The organism is Halomonas sp. KX33721 (assembly GCF_001596805.1).
GTDB lineage: Bacteria > Pseudomonadota > Gammaproteobacteria > Pseudomonadales > Halomonadaceae > Vreelandella > Vreelandella aquamarina.
Genome location: NZ_LVIA01000006.1, coordinates 24,467 through 41,005, shown reverse-complemented (window position 1 = coordinate 41,005; position 16,539 = coordinate 24,467). Strand labels below are relative to the sequence as shown.

The following is a 16,539-nucleotide window of genomic DNA, read 5'->3' as shown; positions in this document are numbered from 1 at the left end:
CCTTCGACTTCCTGGGCTTTACCTATTACTGGGGGAAGTCCCTGCGTGGACGCTGGATCATCAAGCAGAAAACGGCCAAGGACCGGTTCAAGCGAGGCCTGAAGCGAATTTCGCTGTGGTGCCGAGCCAACCGCCACCTGCCCCTGCGTGATCAGCACCGCCAACTCTGTCGAAAGGTTATGGGGCACTATGCGTACTACGGGATAACCCACAACATCGAGTCTCTGCAACGCTTCCAATACAGGGTTCAGACAACCTGGATCAAGTGGCTCAGGAGGCGATCACAGAGAGGATGGTTCCCGTGGGAGAAGGCAAGGCAACTGTTGCTGACACTCCCGTTACCGCGAGCGAGAATCGTGCACCGAGCGTCCTTCGTGTGAACCTGACGGTTGAGGAGCCGAGTGCGTCAATCGCGCACGCTCGGATCTGTGGGGGGCCGGAACGAGCAATCGTCCGGTCTACCCGACCAATAACTCATCACTGACATGGTGATACTCCTTGCGTGCGAACTGGCCGGAAGGCCCGCTGTTCGGCGACATGGAGCGCCGTTATATTGATTAACGGCCTGATGGGGAGAACCTTTAGGGTGAGTAGTAAAAAATTATGTAATGTTTGGCAACTAGCTGACATCGGTCGCGAGCTAAAGCTGCCTCCCACAGCAGTCACCAACTTCACCACCTACCGTGGCTGCTTTTACCCTGGCTCTTTCCACCTTCACCCTGGCTCAGAAGTGAAAAAGCCCCCTTGAAATGGGGGCTAGCGGGCGATTTTTAGCGGCTACCTCTTGCGCCCTAGCTGGGCATTTAGTGCATCAAACTGTTGGGTGAGGTAACTACTCATGCTGTTCATTTGCGCAATCATACTGTCCAACTGCCCGAACTGAGAGCGGTAGCGGCTCATGGTGCGCTCGATGGTCACTTCCATACGCTCAAAACGCTCATCTAGGCTTTTCACCCGGTTTTCAGCACCGCTAATGGCCAGCTTGACCACGCCATTGTTGCTGAGCATTTGGTCAATCGTGGTGGACAGCTTGCCTGCCAGGCCGTTCTCTTTTTTATCACCCGCGAAGAAGTCGCTCAGCGCCTGGGGGTTATTGGCCACCAGGTCGGATAGCTTGTCGTCATCCACTGCCAGCTTACCGTCGCGCTGCAGGGTAATGCCTAGCTGGTTCAGGGTGCCTAGCTCGCCACCTTCCACGCCACCGGTCAACACGTTGCGTAAGCGGCTTTCAATGGTGCGCACGGTGCTGTCGCCTAGCAGCTCGCCTGCGGTTTCGCTGTCGCCTGTAAAGCTGGTGAGTTTGGCAATGGTGCCTTTCAGGTCGTTGAACGCTTTCACGAAGTCGTTGATGGCTTCGCGCTGCTTGAGGGTGTCTCGTTCGACGGTAATGGTACTGGTGGCCGTTTCACCTTCGGCAATACTCAACTCGGCCAGGTTGAGCGTAACCCCTTGAATGGCCCCTTCAATCTGGTTTTTGGCACTACTGATGGCAATGCCATTGACCGTGAGCGCGGCATTTTCGCCAGAACGCTTGGTGGCGGCATCTTCGCTAAAGGGCCCTGCTACCGTTGCCGCGGGGTCCTGGCTGGTATCTACAAAGCTGAAGCCTTCAATCGAAGCATCCGCACCTGTAGCCTTGGAGCTGAGCGCCAGGCGGTAGCCTTCCCCATCGTTGATGATGGTGGCGTTAACACCGGCATCCTTGTGGGCGTTAATGGCGTTACGAATGGCTTCCAGGCTGCTGTTGGGGGCAATGGCAATATCGACCGAATCCGCGCCGCCAAAATTGAGCCGTATGGCCGTGGCCCCTTGTAGGTCTAGCGCGGCGTTTTTTTTCACCCGTGATGCGGTTAGATGCCAGGGTGCCAGAGGTGGCCAACTGAGATACCTCTACCCGGTAGCTACCGGGCAAGGCACTGGCGGAGGTAGTGGCTTTAATGGCATCGCCACGCACGTTCGCGGAAAGGCTTTGGTAGAGCTTCGGGTCGTTGAGTTTCGCTACAGCATCTTGAAAGCTGTTTAGCGATGTTTGCAGCTGCCCGTAGGCAGAAATTTTCGCCTGCTGCTGTTTTTTCTGCAGCGTGATAGGCGCGAGCTTGCCCCGCTCCGCTTCTTGAAGCTGATCCAACAAGCCGGTGAGGTCCAGGCCAGAGCCGACGCCTAGAGAGGTTATTGTCGCCATGCAGATGTTCCTCGATGCAAAAGGCTAAACCCACAATTATTGATACATTGCGCCAGCGGTGGCGTTTCGACTGGATTTAATAGCATTCTTATCGACGGAACAACGGCTAACTTTAGGTCTTTTTTTATCACCTAACTCCGAATACCCCATTACCCCAATAAAAACGCCTGCTTATCGCAGGCGCTTTGGAGATAGCTAAACAAAGTTGGTATTATTTTCGGCCTAGCTGTGCACCTAACGCATCAAACTGCTGGGTGAGGTAGCTGCTGGTTTGGTTCATTTGGGCAATCATGCTATCCAACTGGCCAAACTGAGTGCGGTAGCGAGAAATGGTCTGCTCGATGGATTGCTCCATGCGCGTGTAACGCTCGCCCAGCGACTCAACGCGGTTTTCAGCACCAGAAATCGCGCCGGATACCGTACCATTAGTGCCTAGCAACTGCTCGATGGTTTGGTTCACTTGGCCTGCCATACCTTCGTTATCGGCAGCGCCTGCAAAAAAGGCGGAGAGCGCACCCTGATTATTGGCAATGGCGTCGTCTAGCTTGCCGCTATCGATTTCCAGCGTGCCGTCTCGCTGCAGCGAAATACCGATATCCGTTAGCATCGAGAACTGGCCTTCGATACCTCCACCCAACACGCTGCGTAAACGCGACTCCACCGTGCGTACCGCGCTGTCGCCCAGCAGCTCCCCAGCAGCGCCGGTTTCCGCATTAAAGCTGGTGAGTTCGCCAATGGTGCCTTTTAGATCGTTGTAGGCATCGACAAAGCCGGTTATCGCTTCGCGTACTGCGCGGGTGTTTTGCTCTACTGCCACAGTGCTATTACCCTCTTCCTGAAGGTTAAGCGTGACGCCCTGAATTGCACCCTCTACTTGGTTAGTAGGACTAGTAATGGCGATGCCGTTAACATTCAGGGCGGCGTCTGTGCCGCTTTGATGTGTGCCTGTACTTACGCCCTTATCATCTACGCCACCATCTGCTTCAAGTGCAACGCCCCCAGTAATTGAGAAGCTGCTAATGGATGCATCAGCGCCTGTTTCACTTGAACTCAGCGACAACCGATAGTCGGTGCCATCGTATACAATCGTAGCGTTAACACCCGAATCTTCCTTTGCGTTGATGGCATCCCGTATACCTTCGAGGGTGCTATCTGCCGCAATGGTGACATCCTGAGTGTTGCCATTACCAAAAGTAAAGGTAAGCGTTTCCTCTGCAGTGGTGAGTACGTCATCCACAGCTGTAACGCCTTTAGAAGCCAGAGTGCCGCGGGTTGCTAGCGTTTCAACCGTTACGCTGTAGCTGCCAGGCTGCGCTTCGCCATCTGCCGTGGCGGTGATGGCTTCGCCCCCTACGTTGGTAGAGAGGCTTTCGTAGAGGGCGCTGTCGTTAAGTGCCTCTGCGGCGTTTTGAAATTCGGAAAGGGCGCTTTGCAGCTGCCCGTAGGCAGAGATTTTGGTTTGTTGGGTTTCCAGTTGCCGTTCGATAGGGGCCAGTTTGCCGCGCTCAGCGTCTTGCAGCTGATCGAGCAAGCCGTTGAGATCAAGCCCTGAACCAATACCCAATGATGAAATGGAAGCCATGCGTACCGTCCTTTTTTCGCGTTGTGCGGCCGTCTTACCGATTTTGCGGCAGCCATTATTCAAGTTAGCTAATTAGTTATTTATTCGGCATTTAGACTATTAACTTTAACAAATTTATTAGCTCTGGGCTTACCCATTTACCAGAAACAGCAAACCAAAGCTATAAACTTCTGTTTATTAAGACTTTCTACCGACACCCACATAGCAAACACCCGCCTCACTCAACGCGCTGGGTGCGTATAAATTACGCCCATCTACCACTAATTTATTATTTAGCTGGCTTGCTAACCAAGTGAAGTCAACGGTGCGAAATTCTTTCCACTCTGTACAGATGACCAGTGCATCCGCACCTTTTACTGCCTGTATACGGTCGCCTGCGAGCATCAGGTCGTCACGCTCGCCATACAGCCTTCGGCACTCACCCATCGCTTCCGGGTCGAACGCTTGCACCTTTGCGCCTGCTGCCCACAGGGCTTCCATCAGTGCTCGGCTGGGCGCTTCGCGCATATCATCGGTGCCGGGCTTAAATGCTAGCCCCCAAATAGCAATCACTTTCCCCTCTAAGTTACCGAGGCTCTCTTGCAGTTTTGTGTAAAGCGTTTGTTTTTGGCGCTGATTAACGGCTTCTACGGCTTTTAATAATTCCGGCGTGTAACCTAATTGCAAAGCAGCTTGCTCAAGGGCGTGCACATCTTTAGGAAAACAGGAGCCGCCATAACCACAACCAGGGTAAATAAAGTGATAGCCAATACGCGGGTCGCTCCCTATGCCCCGCCGTACGTCTTCAATATCAACCTCTAAGCGCTCCGCTAAATTCGCCATTTCGTTCATAAAGCTGATTTTGGTCGCCAGCATGGCGTTGGCAGCATATTTCGTCAGTTCTGCCGCTCGCACGCTCATAAACATGAGCTTGTCGTGGTTGCGGTTATAGGGAGCGTAGCAGGCTTTCATGCGCTCTTTTACCCGCTCGCTCTCGGTGCCTACGATAATGCGGGCGCCGCGGGTGAAGTCGTCAATGGCAGCGCCTTCTTTCATAAACTCAGGGTTGGAGCACACATCGAAAGGGTGTTCAACCTTACGTTGCTGTAGCACGCGGCTGATGGTGTCGCTCACACGCTCGGCGGTGCCTACCGGCACCGTCGATTTATCCACCACCAGCTTATAGCCCTGCATGTGCTGGCCGATACTTTCCGCGACGCTTAATACGTACTGCAGGTCGGCGCTGCCACCTTCGTCTGGCGGGGTGCCCACCGCGATAAACAGCGTGTCGCTTTCGGTGACCGCGTGGGCGGCATCTGTGGTAAACCGCAGGCGTCCGGCGGCGACGTTATGGGTAACCAGCTGGCTCAGGCCTGGCTCGAAAATAGGGATCTCACCACGGCTAAGCTGTGCGATGCGGTTAGCATCAATATCCATGCAGATGACCTGATGACCCACATCCGCCAAACACGCACCTGCCACGAGCCCTACATATCCGGTACCAAAGACACTAATCTGCATAATCAACCAGCTCTAAAAAGGAGTGCCGCAAGCCTATCACACCTTTTTTGTAATTCAGATGACACGCAAAACTCAGCCCAATACATAGACCTTGGTCTAACACTCCTACTGCTTTATAATGCACTGCAGCACACCCATTTTGCTGCGATTGCAGGAGCAACCTACCATGCCCGCTGAAGCATTATCCCCCGCGACCACTGCTTCCTTCCACGTACAGCGCAGCTTGCGCCACTGCCTTTCTAGCGTAGCGGAACTGCTTTATGAGAGCGGCCATGTGCTTGAAACCATCACCCTGATACAGCGTGGTTTATCGCACCAGGAGTTGATCTCTCTGAGCCATCAGCACCCCCGTTGGGCGCTTTGCCAGCAAGTGTTGGAAGAGAGTGATGCCGCCACTTTTAATGACTATGGCCGTTTTGTGTTAACAGCCATGGGCCGCGAGCTGATATTTGATATGTTTGGGCAGGGAGCCGCAGACTGCGCCTAACGCGTTAGCCAAGCGCCCGCTAGGCAGGAGCGGGCGCTTGGCAGCACAGGCCGGGGGCATAGAGTGAGTGGTTCAGCAGCGTAGCGCTTAGCGTAGGCCCAGTAGGGAAAGAATAAACAGCACTACCACGATCAAACCCACGATATAGATGATGTTACGCATAACGGTGCTCCTTGCTTGTTGCGTTTTCGAGAAAGCAGATGGTTGCTCACCCTTGAGCTGACCCTTCCAGCCTAGCAGGCTTTGTTTTGTTTTGCGTAATCAGCCCCCCCTATCGCGGCTTGCCTTATCAATCAGCGCGAAAAACCTAGTAAAGCATTAGATGAGACTCATCACTACTACCGTGAAGGTCACGCCGGTAAGCAAGAATCCCAACGCCAGCATCAGGCCATCTCTGGCCACCAGCCCCAATCCAAACAGCGTGAGTGCCAATCCAGCGCCATTGGCACTGAAAGGGATGAACTCCATGGGTGGCATCGCTAACGCCACCAGCAGGCAAGCGAAGGCCGTCACCCGAATACCGATGTAGCCGGTCATCCAAGCCAAGCGCACGCCCAGCAAGCCATCGACCCATTTGGCGGGCTTTTTCATGTAGTGCAGCGCTTTATCAAACTTCTGCCGTGATAAAGAACGATTAAGCAGCCATTTAGGCAGCCAGAACGTTTCCCGCCCTACCAGCAGCTGTGAAGAGGTCAGCAGCACTAACACCGCCATCAGCGTTGGCATGCCGGGGATATCACCAATAATCGGCGCCAGCGTTATCAAGCCTGCCAATAGAAGCAGCGGCCCAAACGAGCGTCTCCCTACCGCATGCACCACATCATCCACGCTAACCTGCGCGTTTTCCCGCTCCATCCGTTCCATGGTGTGGATCAGTTCGGTTAAATTCGTTGCTTCCCGCGTATCGCTCATGGGCGTCTCGGCGCTCCTTTGCCATTGAGCTCTGTTTAAAGTAGGTATGTTTCGCGTCGATCTGTTTAGCTCAGGCCTGTTGAACATCGCTGCTTGGTTAATCGCTTGGCCTCTATAGGTTAGCCCCTGGTGCCGCTCGCTACCCATGCTCTACGCTGCTGTTCAAGCACTTTTAACCTTGTCACTCTTTCCGCTTGGCGAGCTGCTCTTTGAGCTGTTTGGGCACTTGCTTGATGATCAGCCGGTCCTGGGTTTCGTCATACTCAATGCTGGAACCCAGCAGGTGTGAATCAAAGCTGATCGAGACGCCTCCAGCGCGGCCAGTGAAGCGGCGAAACTGGCTGATAGTGCGTTTGTCCGGCGGGATTTCCGGCGAAAGGCCGTAGTCGGCGTTGCGAATATGGTCGTAAAACGCCTTGGGCTGTTTCTCATCCACAAGCCCGGAGAGCTCTTCCAGCGTCATGGGTTCGCCACGGCGCAGCTGCTCGTTGGCGTAATCAACCAGAGTATCGGTTTTTTCCCGGCTGGCGTCGTCGTCCAGGTCCTCTTTTTCGACGTAGTCGCTAAAGGCTTTCAGCAGCGTGCGGGTTTCGGCGGGGGCATCGATGCCCTCTTCCATGCCCAGCAGCGCCGCTACGCCATCGGCGAGCTTTTTACCGCCCCGGTCTTTTAGAAACGAGACGTACTGCGTGCTTTCCACACCGCTCTGCCACTGGGTCAGGTTGATGCGGGCTGCCAGGGTGAGTTGGCTCGTGTTCAGTTGGGCGGCAGGCACCGCTTGGTGCGCGTCGTTAAAGCCGATACCTTCCCGTTGGTGAATGAGGGCCATCAGCAGCGTTTCCGTATCGCCCTGTTGTAGATGGGCAATGACCAAGTAACCGCCAACGGAGAGCTGACCCTGCAGCGTTTGGGCCAGTCGCTCGGCCATCGCGTTCGCCAGTTGAGCAAAGGTTTGCTCGTCGGCTTGATACGCCGAAAGCCACGCCACCAGCGGCCCGGCCTGCTCGCCCTGCTCGGCAAAGCGCCCCCAGCCCTTCGCTTTGGTGTTGTAGGTGTCGTTTAGCGCATTCACTAGGCTGGCCATCACCGTGTCGTCGCTGGCGGCAGCGGCCTCGGCAGGCGGGGCCGTCACACTTAAGCGCTCGCCGTCGAGGGATGGCTCAAGGCGGTAGACAGTACTTTGCAGTAGCGGCATAAACAGGCATTACCTTTATAAAAACGTCGAAGAGGTCACTTCAGCATCAGGGCTTTAAGCGGTAACCGGTGCGGAAAATCCAGGCAATGGTGGCAAGGCTTGCCGCCAAAAACAGCAAAATCATCGCCACGCTAGCTCCTAAGCTGACATCGCTAATGCCGTAGAAGCTCCAACGGAAACCGCTGACGAGATACACCACCGGATTCGCCAGGGTCACACTCTGCCAAAACGGAGGCAGCATATCGATGGAGTAGAAGCTGCCGCCCAAGAACGTGAGCGGGGTAATCACCAGCAGCGGCACGAGCTGCAGCTTGTCGAAGCCATCCGCCCAGATGCCGATGATAAAGCCCAGCAGGCTGAAGGTGACGGCGGTCAGTACCAAAAACGTCAGCATCCAGAACGGGTGGGCGATCTCAAGCGGCACAAAGAAGCTGGACGTGCCGAGAATGATCAGCCCCAGCAGTATCGATTTCGAGGCCGCCGCCCCTACGTAGCCCACGACAATCTCTAAATAGGAGATCGGCGCCGACAAAATCTCATAGATGCTCCCGGAGAATTTGGGAAAAAAGATGCCAAACGAGGCGTTCGAGACACTCTGGGTCAGCAGCATCAGCATAATCAAACCAGGGACGATAAACGCGCCGTAGCTCACCCCGCCAATCTCGCTGATCCTCGAGCCAATCGCCGCGCCAAACACCACAAAGTAGAGCGAGGTAGAGATCACCGGCGAGACAATGCTCTGCAGCAGCGTGCGGCGAGTGCGGGCCATCTCCGCCATGTAAATCGCACGAACGGGATAGAGGTTCATGAGCGCTCCTTCACCAGGTCCACGAAGATATCTTCCAGCGAACTCTGCCGGGTGTGTAGATCTTTAAAGCTGATGCCCGCCTGCTCTAGCTGCGTTAACAGGGTAGAGATCCCTCGCCCCTCCTCTTCCTGGCGGCCATCGTAGGTGTACACCAGTTCAAAGCCATCGGCGGCCAAGCTGAGTTCTTCCTGCGCCAGCGCAGGCGGCAATTCTGCCAGCGGACTGTGTAGCTGCAGGGTGAGCTGCTTACTGCCCAGCTTTTTCATGAGCGCGGCTTTCTCTTCCACCAGCACGATCTCGCCGCGATTGATGACGCCTATGCGGTCGGCCATCTCTTCGGCTTCTTCAATGTAGTGGGTGGTGAGAATGATCGTCACCCCATCGTCCCGCAGCCCGCGTACCACGTTCCACATATCCCGCCGCAGCTCGACGTCCACCCCGGCGGTCGGCTCATCCAAAAACAGAATGCGTGGCTCGTGGGAGAGCGCCTTGGCAATCAGCACCCGCCGCTTCATACCGCCGGAGAGGGTCATCAGGCGATTGTGGCGTTTATCCCACAGCGAGAGCGACTTGAGCACTTTTTCGATATGGGCGGGGTTGGGGGATTTACCAAACAGGCCACGGCTGAAACTCACCGTGTTCCAGACCGTTTCAAACGCTTCATTGGTGAGTTCTTGCGGCACAAGGCCAATCCGCTCGCGGGCTTGGCGGTAATCGCGCACGCTGTCGAAGCCATCGACAATGACATGACCTTCGCTGGGATTGACCAAGCCACATACCAAGCTGATCAAGGTAGTTTTACCCGCCCCGTTCGGGCCGAGCAGTGCAAAAATTTCGCCGCGCTGGATGGTTAAATCGACGCGGGTGAGCGCCTGAAAGCCACCGTCGTAGGTTTTATTCAGGCCATCGATGGTAATGATGGGGTCGTTCAAGGCGTACTCCTTACATCGCGGGACAGCGCAGAACCAGCGCAGCGCGATGTCAATGGCACCGCGACATGGCTGCCGCGATGCATGACGGCCTTTAAAAGGTATTAAGTGCGGCTGGTGATTTCGAGCAAGTGATAGCCAAACTGAGTTTGAACCGGCCCGTGAACCTTGTTGAGTTCACCGCTGAAGACGACTTTGTCGAATTCCGGCACCATTTGGCCGGGGCCAAAGCTGCCCAGGTCGCCGCCCTGACGGCCAGAAGGGCAGCTGGAGTGCTGCTTGGCCACGTCCGCGAAATCGCGGCCGTTTTCGATCTCTTGTTTCAGTGCGTTGCACTGCTCTTCACTGCTTACCAAAATATGACGGGCGCTGGCACGTGCCATAACGAACTCCTTAATAAAAAACCCAATACGGTAGGCCAGTTTATCACGCCGCTGTCGTGTAATGCTTCACCTACGCGGGTCAACTGGGCCACCGTCAGCGCTGCCACGCTGCTGAGTATTGCGCCGCTGCTGGTGGCTTTTCTGCTGTTCCAGCGCCAGTTCGTGCAGTCGTTTTTACGGGCGGGGATTCGCTAACCCAACTCACTCGGGTTTTCGTGCGACAATTCTCCTTCACGCACACGACAAGGAGAGCAGCGATGCACGACGACTCGGCAGCCCTCAAAGTACTGCGGGAAGTCTTTGGCTTTGAGCACTTTCGTGCCCCCCAGCAGGCGATCATTGAGCATGTGATAGCCGGAGGCGATGCGCTGGTGCTGATGCCCACCGGCGGCGGTAAATCGCTGTGCTATCAGATCCCTGCGCTGCTACGTGAAGGCACCGCGATTGTGGTCTCGCCGCTGATCGCGCTGATGCAGGACCAGGTGGCCGCGCTGATCCAGAACGGGGTGCGCGCCGCCTACCTGAACTCCAGCCTTGAGATGCATGAGGCGATGGAGGTGGAGAACCGCCTGCGTGCAGGCGAGCTGGACCTGCTCTACATCGCGCCCGAGCGGCTGGCCACGGCACGCATGCAGATGCTGCTCGAGCAGACACGCATCGCGCTGTTCGCCATCGACGAGGCCCACTGCGTTTCCCAATGGGGGCACGATTTCCGCCCCGAGTATCGCCAGCTCTCCCACCTGCACCAGCGTTTTCCCGACGTGCCGCGCATCGCGCTCACCGCCACCGCCGACGTGCCTACCCGGCACGACATCATGGAGCACCTGCAGCTTCAGGAAGCCGCGCTCTACAACAACGGTTTCGACCGCCCCAATATTCGCTACCACATCGCGGAAAATCAGGGCAATGCCAAAGAGCAGCTGCTGAGTTTCATCCGCGAACACCACGACGGCGAAGCGGGCATCGTCTACTGCCTCTCTCGGCGCAAGGTGGAGGAGACCGCCGCTTGGCTGGCTCGCCAGGGGTTGACCGCGCTGCCCTACCACGCCGGGCTGCCCGCCGAGCAGCGCCAGCAGCACCAAACCCGCTTTCTGCGCGAAGACGGCGTGGTGATCGTCGCCACCATCGCTTTTGGCATGGGCATCGACAAACCCGACGTGCGTTTCGTGGCGCACCTCAATCTGCCCAAAAGCATCGAAGCCTACTACCAGGAAACCGGCCGCGCCGGGCGCGATGGGCTGCCCGCCGATGCCTGGATGGCCTATGGCCTGCAGGACGTGATCACCCTGCGCCAGATGCAGCAGGACTCCAGTGCCGCCGACCAGCAAAAGCGCATCGAACAGCAGAAGCTCGACGCCATGCTAGGGCTATGCGAGATCATCAGCTGCCGCCGTCAGGCGCTGCTTCACTACTTTGGCGATTCATTAGACGAACCCTGCGGCAACTGCGATAACTGCCTCACCCCGCCTGACACCTGGGAGGCCACGGTGGCTGCGCAGAAGGCGCTGTCGTGTGTCTACCGCACCGAGCAGCGCTTTGGCGTCACTTATCTGGTGGATGTGCTGCTCGGCAAGCGCAACGAGCGTATCAGCCGCTTTGGTCACGACAGCCTGAGCACCTTCGGCATCGGCCAGGAGCTCACCGCCAGCGAGTGGAAAGCGCTGTTCCGCCAGCTGATCGCCAGCGGTTTTTTAAGCGTGGATATGGAGGGCCATGGCGGCATCAAGCTCACCGCCAACGCCAAGCCCATACTGCGCGGCGAGCAACGTCTCACCCTGCGCAAACCCAGCAAGCCTGCGCGGCGCGGAGCCAAAGGGGCATCTGCCGCCCAGGGCCACGGCGTACTGTGGGAAGCGCTGCGCCAGCATCGCAAAGCGCTGGCCGATGCCCAGGGCGTACCCGCCTACGTGATCTTCAACGACGCTACCCTGGCCGAGCTGGTAGCGCAAAAACCGCAAACGCTGCAGGCGCTGGGCACTATCTCGGGTATCGGCGCACGCAAGCTGGAGGATTACGGCGAAGGCTTTCTGGCGGTGGTGCTAGCACACCCCGATGAGCCCGCCGCCAGCGCCCCGGTGGGCAGCAGCGCTCTAGAATCTGCCGCGCTGCTGCGCCAAGGGCTAACGCCGGAACAGGTCGCCGAGCAGCGCGGGCTGGCCGCCAATACGGTCTACCGCCATTTGAGCGATGCCATTCAAGGCGGCGAGCTGGCCCTGGAAGAGGTAGTCACGATTGACCCAGCGACCCTAGCGCAGATTCACGCCGCCTTCGAGCAGTTTCCAGGCCAGGGGCTGAAAGTGGTGTTCGAAGCGCTGGAAGGCCGTATTGATTACCCGGTTCTACACTGCGTGCGGGCGTCTATGACTGCCAAGCGTTAACGCCCACCAAATAATCGTATTTTTTAAAAAATCGCTCATTTGGTGTATTCTCTATTCAAGAGAGGAGAAAGCGATATGGCCATTCAGCACAACACCGCTACCAAGCGCCGTGACATGGGAGCCGCTGCCATGCGCACGTATCCCAACATATCCCGCCGCTGGGGGCTGAAAGAGAGCGAAGCCGCCTTATTACTCGGCGTGCCCGACTCCACTTACCGGCGCTGGAAGCAAACTCCCGAGCAAGCCCGCCTGGATGCCAACCATCTTGAGCGCATGTCGTTGATTCTGGGCATCTACAAGGCGCTGCATATCCTGCTCCCCAATCAGGAGGCCGCCGATAGCTGGCTAAAACGAGCCAACAGCAACCCACTGTTTGCCGGTCACACGCCCATGGAACGCCTGTTAAGTGGTCACGTTTCCGACCTCTATGTCGTTCGGCAGCACTTGGATGCCGCACGTGGAGGGGGCCATGTATGAACTTCCCGCTCAGCAACGTCACATGGCGGCCAAGCTACCGCGTTATCCCTTCGCGCTTCCCTCCGATTGATCTGTTCGAAGGCGTCAATAGCCACACTGACGACTGGGACCTGCTTAACGAACTGGAAGGCGAGACCTCTGCTAGGCTTCGTGAAGAAATGGGCGCGATCCATCTGGTGCGCGACGGCGACCGCCGGTATGGGCCTGGATGGACACCCGTCATGGCGGCGTTTTGTCATTTCCCTGCCTCCGGTTCGCGGTTTAGCGATGGCACCTTTGGTGCCTACTACTGCGCACTCACCGAAGCCACCGCCATTGCAGAAACCCTGTACCACGCAGAGCGCTTCATGGGGGAGTCCAACGAGCCGCCCATGATGCTGCAGCAGCGCGTCTATCTCTCCGATTTGATGGGGCAACTGATTGACTTGCGGGGCCACCGCGACGCAGAGCCCCTACTCACCCCAGACAGCTGGTCTGCCGGGCAAGCCCTGGGCAGAAACGCTTGGGAGCAGCAGGCAGATGGCATCGTTTACCCCAGCGTTCGCGACCCCGATGGCGAGTGCGCCGCAGTGCTAAGACCCCCGGTACTCTCCGCCACGCGGCAAGGCCGTCATCTCGGTTATGATTGGGACGGTCAGCGCATTCGGCACGTTTATGAGCTAACGCTTCTAAACTGAGCCTGCCTGACCGCTAGCGCCAGCCCTGCAGATGCTCGCCCCGTGCAATCGCCGCTGAGTCAAACACGCCAGTATCCAAAATCCAGGCGGTGACTAGCTTGGCGGGCGTCACGTCGAAGGCTGGGTTCCACACCGGTGCATCGCTGGGCGCCCACACCACCTCGCCAAACGCGCCGGCGGCACCGCGCACCTCCGCGCCATCGCGCTGCTCGATGGGAATCGCCGCGCCGGTGGCGCAGGCGGGGTCGACCGTGGTGTAAGGGGCCACCACGTAGAACGGTACCTGATGGTAATGCGCCGCCACCGCCAGCATGTAAGTGCCCACTTTGTTGGCAAAGTCGCCGTTGGCGCAGATGCGATCCGCCCCCACCATCACCTTATCCACCTTGCCCGCCGCCATCAGGCTGGCCGCCATGCTGTCGGTGATCAGCTGGTAGGGAATGCCTAAATCGGCCATTTCCCAGGCGGTTAAACGCCCACCCTGGAGCAGCGGACGGGTTTCATCCACGTACACATGCAGGTCGATGCCGCGCTGTTTGGCGATGGCCAACGCGCCAATCGCGGTGCCCACACCGGCCGTGGCCAACGCACCGGTGTTGCAGTGGGTCAGCACGCGGTCGCCGGAGGCCAGCAAGTCAGCGCCCCGCTCGGCCATGCGCTGGCACAGCGCGCGGTCCTCTTCAAACAGCGCTTTGGCTCGTTCGGCCAGGGCGTCAGCGCCCTGGGTAAAACAGGCTTCCATGGCGTCCAGGCAGTACATCAGGTTCACCGCCGTGGGTCGCGTTGCCCGTAAACGGTCGCTGACGGCTTGCCACTCGGGTTCGGGATGGCGAGCGGCGTACTGGGCCAGCACGAAAGCAGCGCTCAAACCAATCAATGGCGCCCCGCGGATGGCAAGATGCTTGACGGCGTGCTGCCACGCCTCGGGAGAGTCACAGCGCACCCACTCTTCGGCCTGGGGGAGCCGGGTCTGGTCCAGGTATTCGAGGGCGTCGGCATGCACTCGTAAACTGCGTGACTGTAACGTAACCATGAAGGGCTCCTTGAGGTCTTGAACCGGTGAACTCGGCGCGCGGCTTATCAGGCGCGAAGCTTATCATATAGAATGATGCCCATTGGATGAGACGATGCAGGCCTTATGACTACCTTACACACCGAACTGCTGGACGCCATCTCCTGGGCAGCGCAGCAAGGTTGGACCCCCGCCACCGGCGGCAATTTTTCCGCGCGTACCGAGGCTGGTTACTGGGTCACGGCGTCCGGGCGGGATAAAACCCGCATCCAGGCGGATGACCTGCTGCTGTGTGACCTGGAAGGCCGTGTGCTGGAAGGCAACGGCAAACCCAGCGCCGAAAGCGACCTGCACGCCGCGCTGTACCGGCTAGACCCGACCATTCACTGCGTGCTGCACACCCACACCGTGGCCAGCACCGTGCTGTCGCGACGCTTTCCCGACGGCATCGAACTGAGCGGTTTCGAGATGCAAAAGGCGTTGGCGGGTAACGTGACGCATGACGCGACGATTCGCCTGCCGGTGGTGCCTAACTCCCAGGATATGGAGGAGTTAGCAGAGCACGTTCGCCAAGGCTGGCCGATGCCCTGGGGCTTTTTGGTGGCAGGCCACGGCATTTACGCCGTGGGCGACAGCATTGCCAGCTGCCGCCGCCATCTGGAAGCGATTGAATTTTTACTTGCCTGTGTACTGGAAGAGAGCCGATGGCCCCAATGAGCAACCCAACCGTTCGCGCTATCGTGACCGATATCGAAGGCACCACCACCGATATCAACTTCGTTCACAAAGTGCTGTTCCCCTATGCCCACGCCAAGCTGCCTGACTTTCTGCGCGAGAACGCAGAGGCACCGGCGGTGGCCGAGCAGATCCATGCCGTGCGTGATGTCATGCAGGACGCCGACGCCTCGCTGGAAGCGGTAGTCGCCACGCTGCTGCACTGGATCGACACCGACCAGAAAGTGACGCCGCTGAAAGCCCTGCAGGGCATGGTATGGGCCGACGGCTACCAGCGCGGCGACTTCACCGGTCATTTATACGCGGATGTGGCGCCAGCGCTGCGCCAGTGGCAGGCGGAAGGCAAGGCGCTGTATGTGTACTCGTCAGGCTCGGTGCAGGCGCAGAAATTGCTGTTTGGCTATAGCGATGAGGGCGATTTGACCCCGCTGTTCAGCGGCTATTTCGACACCCATATTGGCCATAAGCGTGAGGCTGCCTCTTATCAGCGTATCCTCGACACCCTTGACCTGCCGCCCGCATCGGTGCTGTTCTTGTCAGATGTCGTCGAAGAGCTGGATGCCGCTGAACAGGCGGGCATGCAAACCCGGCAGCTGGTGCGCGAAGGCACCCAGCCGGGAACACACCACACCTGCGTCGCACGCTTCGACGAGATTGCCGTCTAGCGGCAACGGTTGACCATTGCTTATTTCAGGAGTCATTGATGTCACAACTGAAAGTCTTTGCCGATCAAAACCCTAACGATGCGCTTCTGGACACCACGGACGGCGAACAAATTGCCGCTGAGCTGAACCGGGTAGGCGTGCTATTTGAGCGCTGGGCAGCGCCGGGCGAGATTGCCGACGATGCCACCCAGGAGGAGATTCTGGCGCTTTACCAGGAAGATATCGACCGGGTAAAAGCCAAGGGCGGCTACCAAACCGTCGATGTGCTGCACATGGTGCCCACCCACCCGGACAAGGAAGCGATGCGCCAGAAGTTCCTGAACGAGCACCGCCACCATGAAGACGAGGTACGCTTCTTTGTCAAAGGCCAGGGGCTGTTCTGCCTGCACATCGACGACAAGGTGTATCAGGTGCTCTGCACCCGCAACGACCTGATCAGCGTGCCCGCCAATACCCCGCACTGGTTCGACATGGGCCCTGAGCCGGAATTCACCGCGCTGCGCTTCTTCGACAACGTAGAAGGCTGGGTGCCCCACTGGACCGAAAGCGACATCGCCGGGAAGTTTGATCGTTTGGATCAGCTTTAACGTGTGAAGGCGGCTATCGCCGCCCTCGCG

17 protein-coding genes and 1 pseudogene are annotated in these 16,539 nt (G+C 57.9%); 8 read left to right on the top strand and 10 right to left on the bottom strand.

What is annotated here, in order from left to right; all coding sequences use genetic code 11:
* Positions 1–777: 777 nt before the first annotated feature.
* The 4 genes from fliD (A3220_RS02265) to A3220_RS02255 form a co-directional block, all read right to left on the bottom strand.
* Positions 778–1,839 (bottom strand): flagellar filament capping protein FliD, encoded by a 1,062-nt coding sequence (fliD, locus tag A3220_RS02265; protein ID WP_354702716.1) that lies wholly within the window; start codon positions 1,837–1,839, stop codon positions 778–780.
* Positions 1,721–2,182, bottom strand: coding sequence for a flagellar cap protein FliD N-terminal domain-containing protein (locus A3220_RS18240; protein WP_354702715.1), 462 nt, complete (start codon positions 2,180–2,182; stop codon positions 1,721–1,723). Before A3220_RS18240 ends, fliD (A3220_RS02265) begins: the two co-directional genes overlap by 119 nt.
* A 211-nt stretch (positions 2,183–2,393) precedes the next feature.
* Positions 2,394–3,764: a flagellar filament capping protein FliD gene (gene fliD, locus A3220_RS02260; RefSeq protein ID WP_062372857.1), complete on the bottom strand. Its 1,371-nt coding sequence runs from the start codon at positions 3,762–3,764 to the stop codon at positions 2,394–2,396.
* Positions 3,765–3,941: 177 nt separating this feature from the next.
* Positions 3,942–5,264 carry a UDP-glucose/GDP-mannose dehydrogenase family protein gene (locus A3220_RS02255; protein WP_044630020.1) on the bottom strand — a complete coding sequence of 441 codons (1,323 nt, stop codon included), beginning with the start codon at positions 5,262–5,264 and terminating at the stop codon, positions 3,942–3,944.
* Between the two features lie 166 nt (positions 5,265–5,430).
* Between A3220_RS02255 and A3220_RS02250 the strand changes: the two genes are divergently transcribed.
* On the top strand, positions 5,431–5,751 hold the full coding sequence (locus A3220_RS02250; RefSeq protein ID WP_044630021.1) for a hypothetical protein: 321 nt from the start codon (positions 5,431–5,433) through the stop codon (positions 5,749–5,751).
* 318 nt (positions 5,752–6,069) lie between these two features.
* On the opposite strand, the gene A3220_RS02245 is transcribed toward A3220_RS02250, so the two are convergent.
* The 5 genes from A3220_RS02245 to A3220_RS02225 all read right to left on the bottom strand — a co-directional run bounded on the left by A3220_RS02245 (position 6,070) and on the right by A3220_RS02225 (position 9,978).
* Positions 6,070–6,663, bottom strand: a complete 594-nt coding sequence (locus A3220_RS02245; RefSeq protein WP_062360868.1) for an exopolysaccharide biosynthesis protein — start codon at positions 6,661–6,663, stop codon at positions 6,070–6,072.
* Between the two features lie 181 nt (positions 6,664–6,844).
* Positions 6,845–7,858: a nucleoid-associated protein gene (locus tag A3220_RS02240; RefSeq protein ID WP_062372854.1), complete on the bottom strand. Its 1,014-nt coding sequence runs from the start codon at positions 7,856–7,858 to the stop codon at positions 6,845–6,847.
* A 46-nt stretch (positions 7,859–7,904) separates the two neighbouring features.
* Entirely contained in the window at positions 7,905–8,666 is a 762-nt protein-coding gene (locus tag A3220_RS02235; protein WP_062372851.1) for an ABC transporter permease, read from the bottom strand.
* Positions 8,663–9,598, bottom strand: a complete 936-nt coding sequence (locus tag A3220_RS02230; RefSeq protein WP_062372848.1) for an ABC transporter ATP-binding protein — start codon at positions 9,596–9,598, stop codon at positions 8,663–8,665. The genes A3220_RS02235 and A3220_RS02230 overlap by 4 nt, the downstream gene beginning before the upstream one ends.
* A 101-nt stretch (positions 9,599–9,699) precedes the next feature.
* The gene (locus tag A3220_RS02225) at positions 9,700–9,978 is read right to left on the bottom strand and encodes a peptidylprolyl isomerase (protein ID WP_016915098.1); all 279 of its coding nucleotides are present in this window, start codon (positions 9,976–9,978) and stop codon (positions 9,700–9,702) included.
* A gap of 60 nt (positions 9,979–10,038) precedes the next feature.
* Here A3220_RS02225 and A3220_RS18235 point away from each other — a divergent pair.
* The 4 genes and pseudogenes from A3220_RS18235 to A3220_RS02210 form a co-directional block, all read left to right on the top strand.
* A pseudogene (locus A3220_RS18235) lies at positions 10,039–10,173 on the top strand (carbohydrate ABC transporter permease); the annotation flags it as partial.
* Between the two features lie 62 nt (positions 10,174–10,235).
* Positions 10,236–12,356, top strand: a complete 2,121-nt coding sequence (recQ, locus tag A3220_RS02220; protein ID WP_062372845.1) for a DNA helicase RecQ — start codon at positions 10,236–10,238, stop codon at positions 12,354–12,356.
* Between the two features lie 75 nt (positions 12,357–12,431).
* Entirely contained in the window at positions 12,432–12,833 is a 402-nt protein-coding gene (locus A3220_RS02215) for an MbcA/ParS/Xre antitoxin family protein (protein ID WP_054641243.1), read from the top strand.
* Positions 12,830–13,510 carry an RES family NAD+ phosphorylase gene (locus A3220_RS02210; protein ID WP_058578166.1) on the top strand — a complete coding sequence of 227 codons (681 nt, stop codon included), beginning with the start codon at positions 12,830–12,832 and terminating at the stop codon, positions 13,508–13,510. The genes A3220_RS02215 and A3220_RS02210 overlap by 4 nt, the downstream gene beginning before the upstream one ends.
* Before the next feature lie 13 nt (positions 13,511–13,523).
* Here the strand turns inward: A3220_RS02210 and mtnA are convergent, their stop codons facing one another.
* Complete coding sequence (gene mtnA / locus A3220_RS02205) at positions 13,524–14,543, bottom strand: S-methyl-5-thioribose-1-phosphate isomerase (RefSeq protein WP_062372841.1); 1,020 nt, start codon at positions 14,541–14,543, stop codon at positions 13,524–13,526.
* A 105-nt stretch (positions 14,544–14,648) separates the two neighbouring features.
* On the opposite strand from mtnA, the gene mtnB reads away from it, so the two are divergent.
* Genes mtnB through A3220_RS02190 form a run of 3 tightly spaced genes read left to right on the top strand, consistent with a single transcriptional unit; the run spans position 14,649 to position 16,509 of the window.
* Entirely contained in the window at positions 14,649–15,239 is a 591-nt protein-coding gene (mtnB, locus tag A3220_RS02200) for a methylthioribulose 1-phosphate dehydratase (protein WP_062372840.1), read from the top strand.
* A complete protein-coding gene (gene mtnC, locus A3220_RS02195) occupies positions 15,236–15,922 on the top strand; it encodes an acireductone synthase (RefSeq protein ID WP_062372863.1) in 687 nt (228 codons plus the stop codon). Before mtnB ends, mtnC begins: the two co-directional genes overlap by 4 nt.
* A gap of 38 nt (positions 15,923–15,960) precedes the next feature.
* Positions 15,961–16,509 carry a cupin gene (locus tag A3220_RS02190; RefSeq protein WP_062360889.1) on the top strand — a complete coding sequence of 183 codons (549 nt, stop codon included), beginning with the start codon at positions 15,961–15,963 and terminating at the stop codon, positions 16,507–16,509.
* The last annotated feature ends 30 nt before the right edge of the window (positions 16,510–16,539 follow it).

What these genes read in the sequence shown, in the direction of transcription:
- mtnB (WP_062372840.1), top strand. Translation starts at nt 14,649, where the DNA reads ATGACTACCTTACACACCGAACTGCTGGACGCCATCTCCTGGGCAGCG.
- A3220_RS02250 (WP_044630021.1), top strand. Translation starts at nt 5,431, where the DNA reads ATGCCCGCTGAAGCATTATCCCCCGCGACCACTGCTTCCTTCCACGTA.
- A3220_RS02240 (WP_062372854.1), bottom strand. Translation starts at nt 7,858, where the DNA reads ATGCCGCTACTGCAAAGTACTGTCTACCGCCTTGAGCCATCCCTCGAC.
- A3220_RS02215 (WP_054641243.1), top strand. Translation starts at nt 12,432, where the DNA reads ATGGCCATTCAGCACAACACCGCTACCAAGCGCCGTGACATGGGAGCC.
- mtnA (WP_062372841.1), bottom strand. Translation starts at nt 14,543, where the DNA reads ATGGTTACGTTACAGTCACGCAGTTTACGAGTGCATGCCGACGCCCTC.
- A3220_RS02235 (WP_062372851.1), bottom strand. Translation starts at nt 8,666, where the DNA reads ATGAACCTCTATCCCGTTCGTGCGATTTACATGGCGGAGATGGCCCGC.
- A3220_RS02210 (WP_058578166.1), top strand. Translation starts at nt 12,830, where the DNA reads ATGAACTTCCCGCTCAGCAACGTCACATGGCGGCCAAGCTACCGCGTT.
- A3220_RS18240 (WP_354702715.1), bottom strand. Translation starts at nt 2,182, where the DNA reads ATGGCGACAATAACCTCTCTAGGCGTCGGCTCTGGCCTGGACCTCACC.
- A3220_RS02190 (WP_062360889.1), top strand. Translation starts at nt 15,961, where the DNA reads ATGTCACAACTGAAAGTCTTTGCCGATCAAAACCCTAACGATGCGCTT.
- fliD (WP_062372857.1), bottom strand. Translation starts at nt 3,764, where the DNA reads ATGGCTTCCATTTCATCATTGGGTATTGGTTCAGGGCTTGATCTCAAC.
- recQ (WP_062372845.1), top strand. Translation starts at nt 10,236, where the DNA reads ATGCACGACGACTCGGCAGCCCTCAAAGTACTGCGGGAAGTCTTTGGC.
- mtnC (WP_062372863.1), top strand. Translation starts at nt 15,236, where the DNA reads ATGAGCAACCCAACCGTTCGCGCTATCGTGACCGATATCGAAGGCACC.
- A3220_RS02245 (WP_062360868.1), bottom strand. Translation starts at nt 6,663, where the DNA reads ATGAGCGATACGCGGGAAGCAACGAATTTAACCGAACTGATCCACACC.
- A3220_RS02255 (WP_044630020.1), bottom strand. Translation starts at nt 5,264, where the DNA reads ATGCAGATTAGTGTCTTTGGTACCGGATATGTAGGGCTCGTGGCAGGT.
- A3220_RS02225 (WP_016915098.1), bottom strand. Translation starts at nt 9,978, where the DNA reads ATGGCACGTGCCAGCGCCCGTCATATTTTGGTAAGCAGTGAAGAGCAG.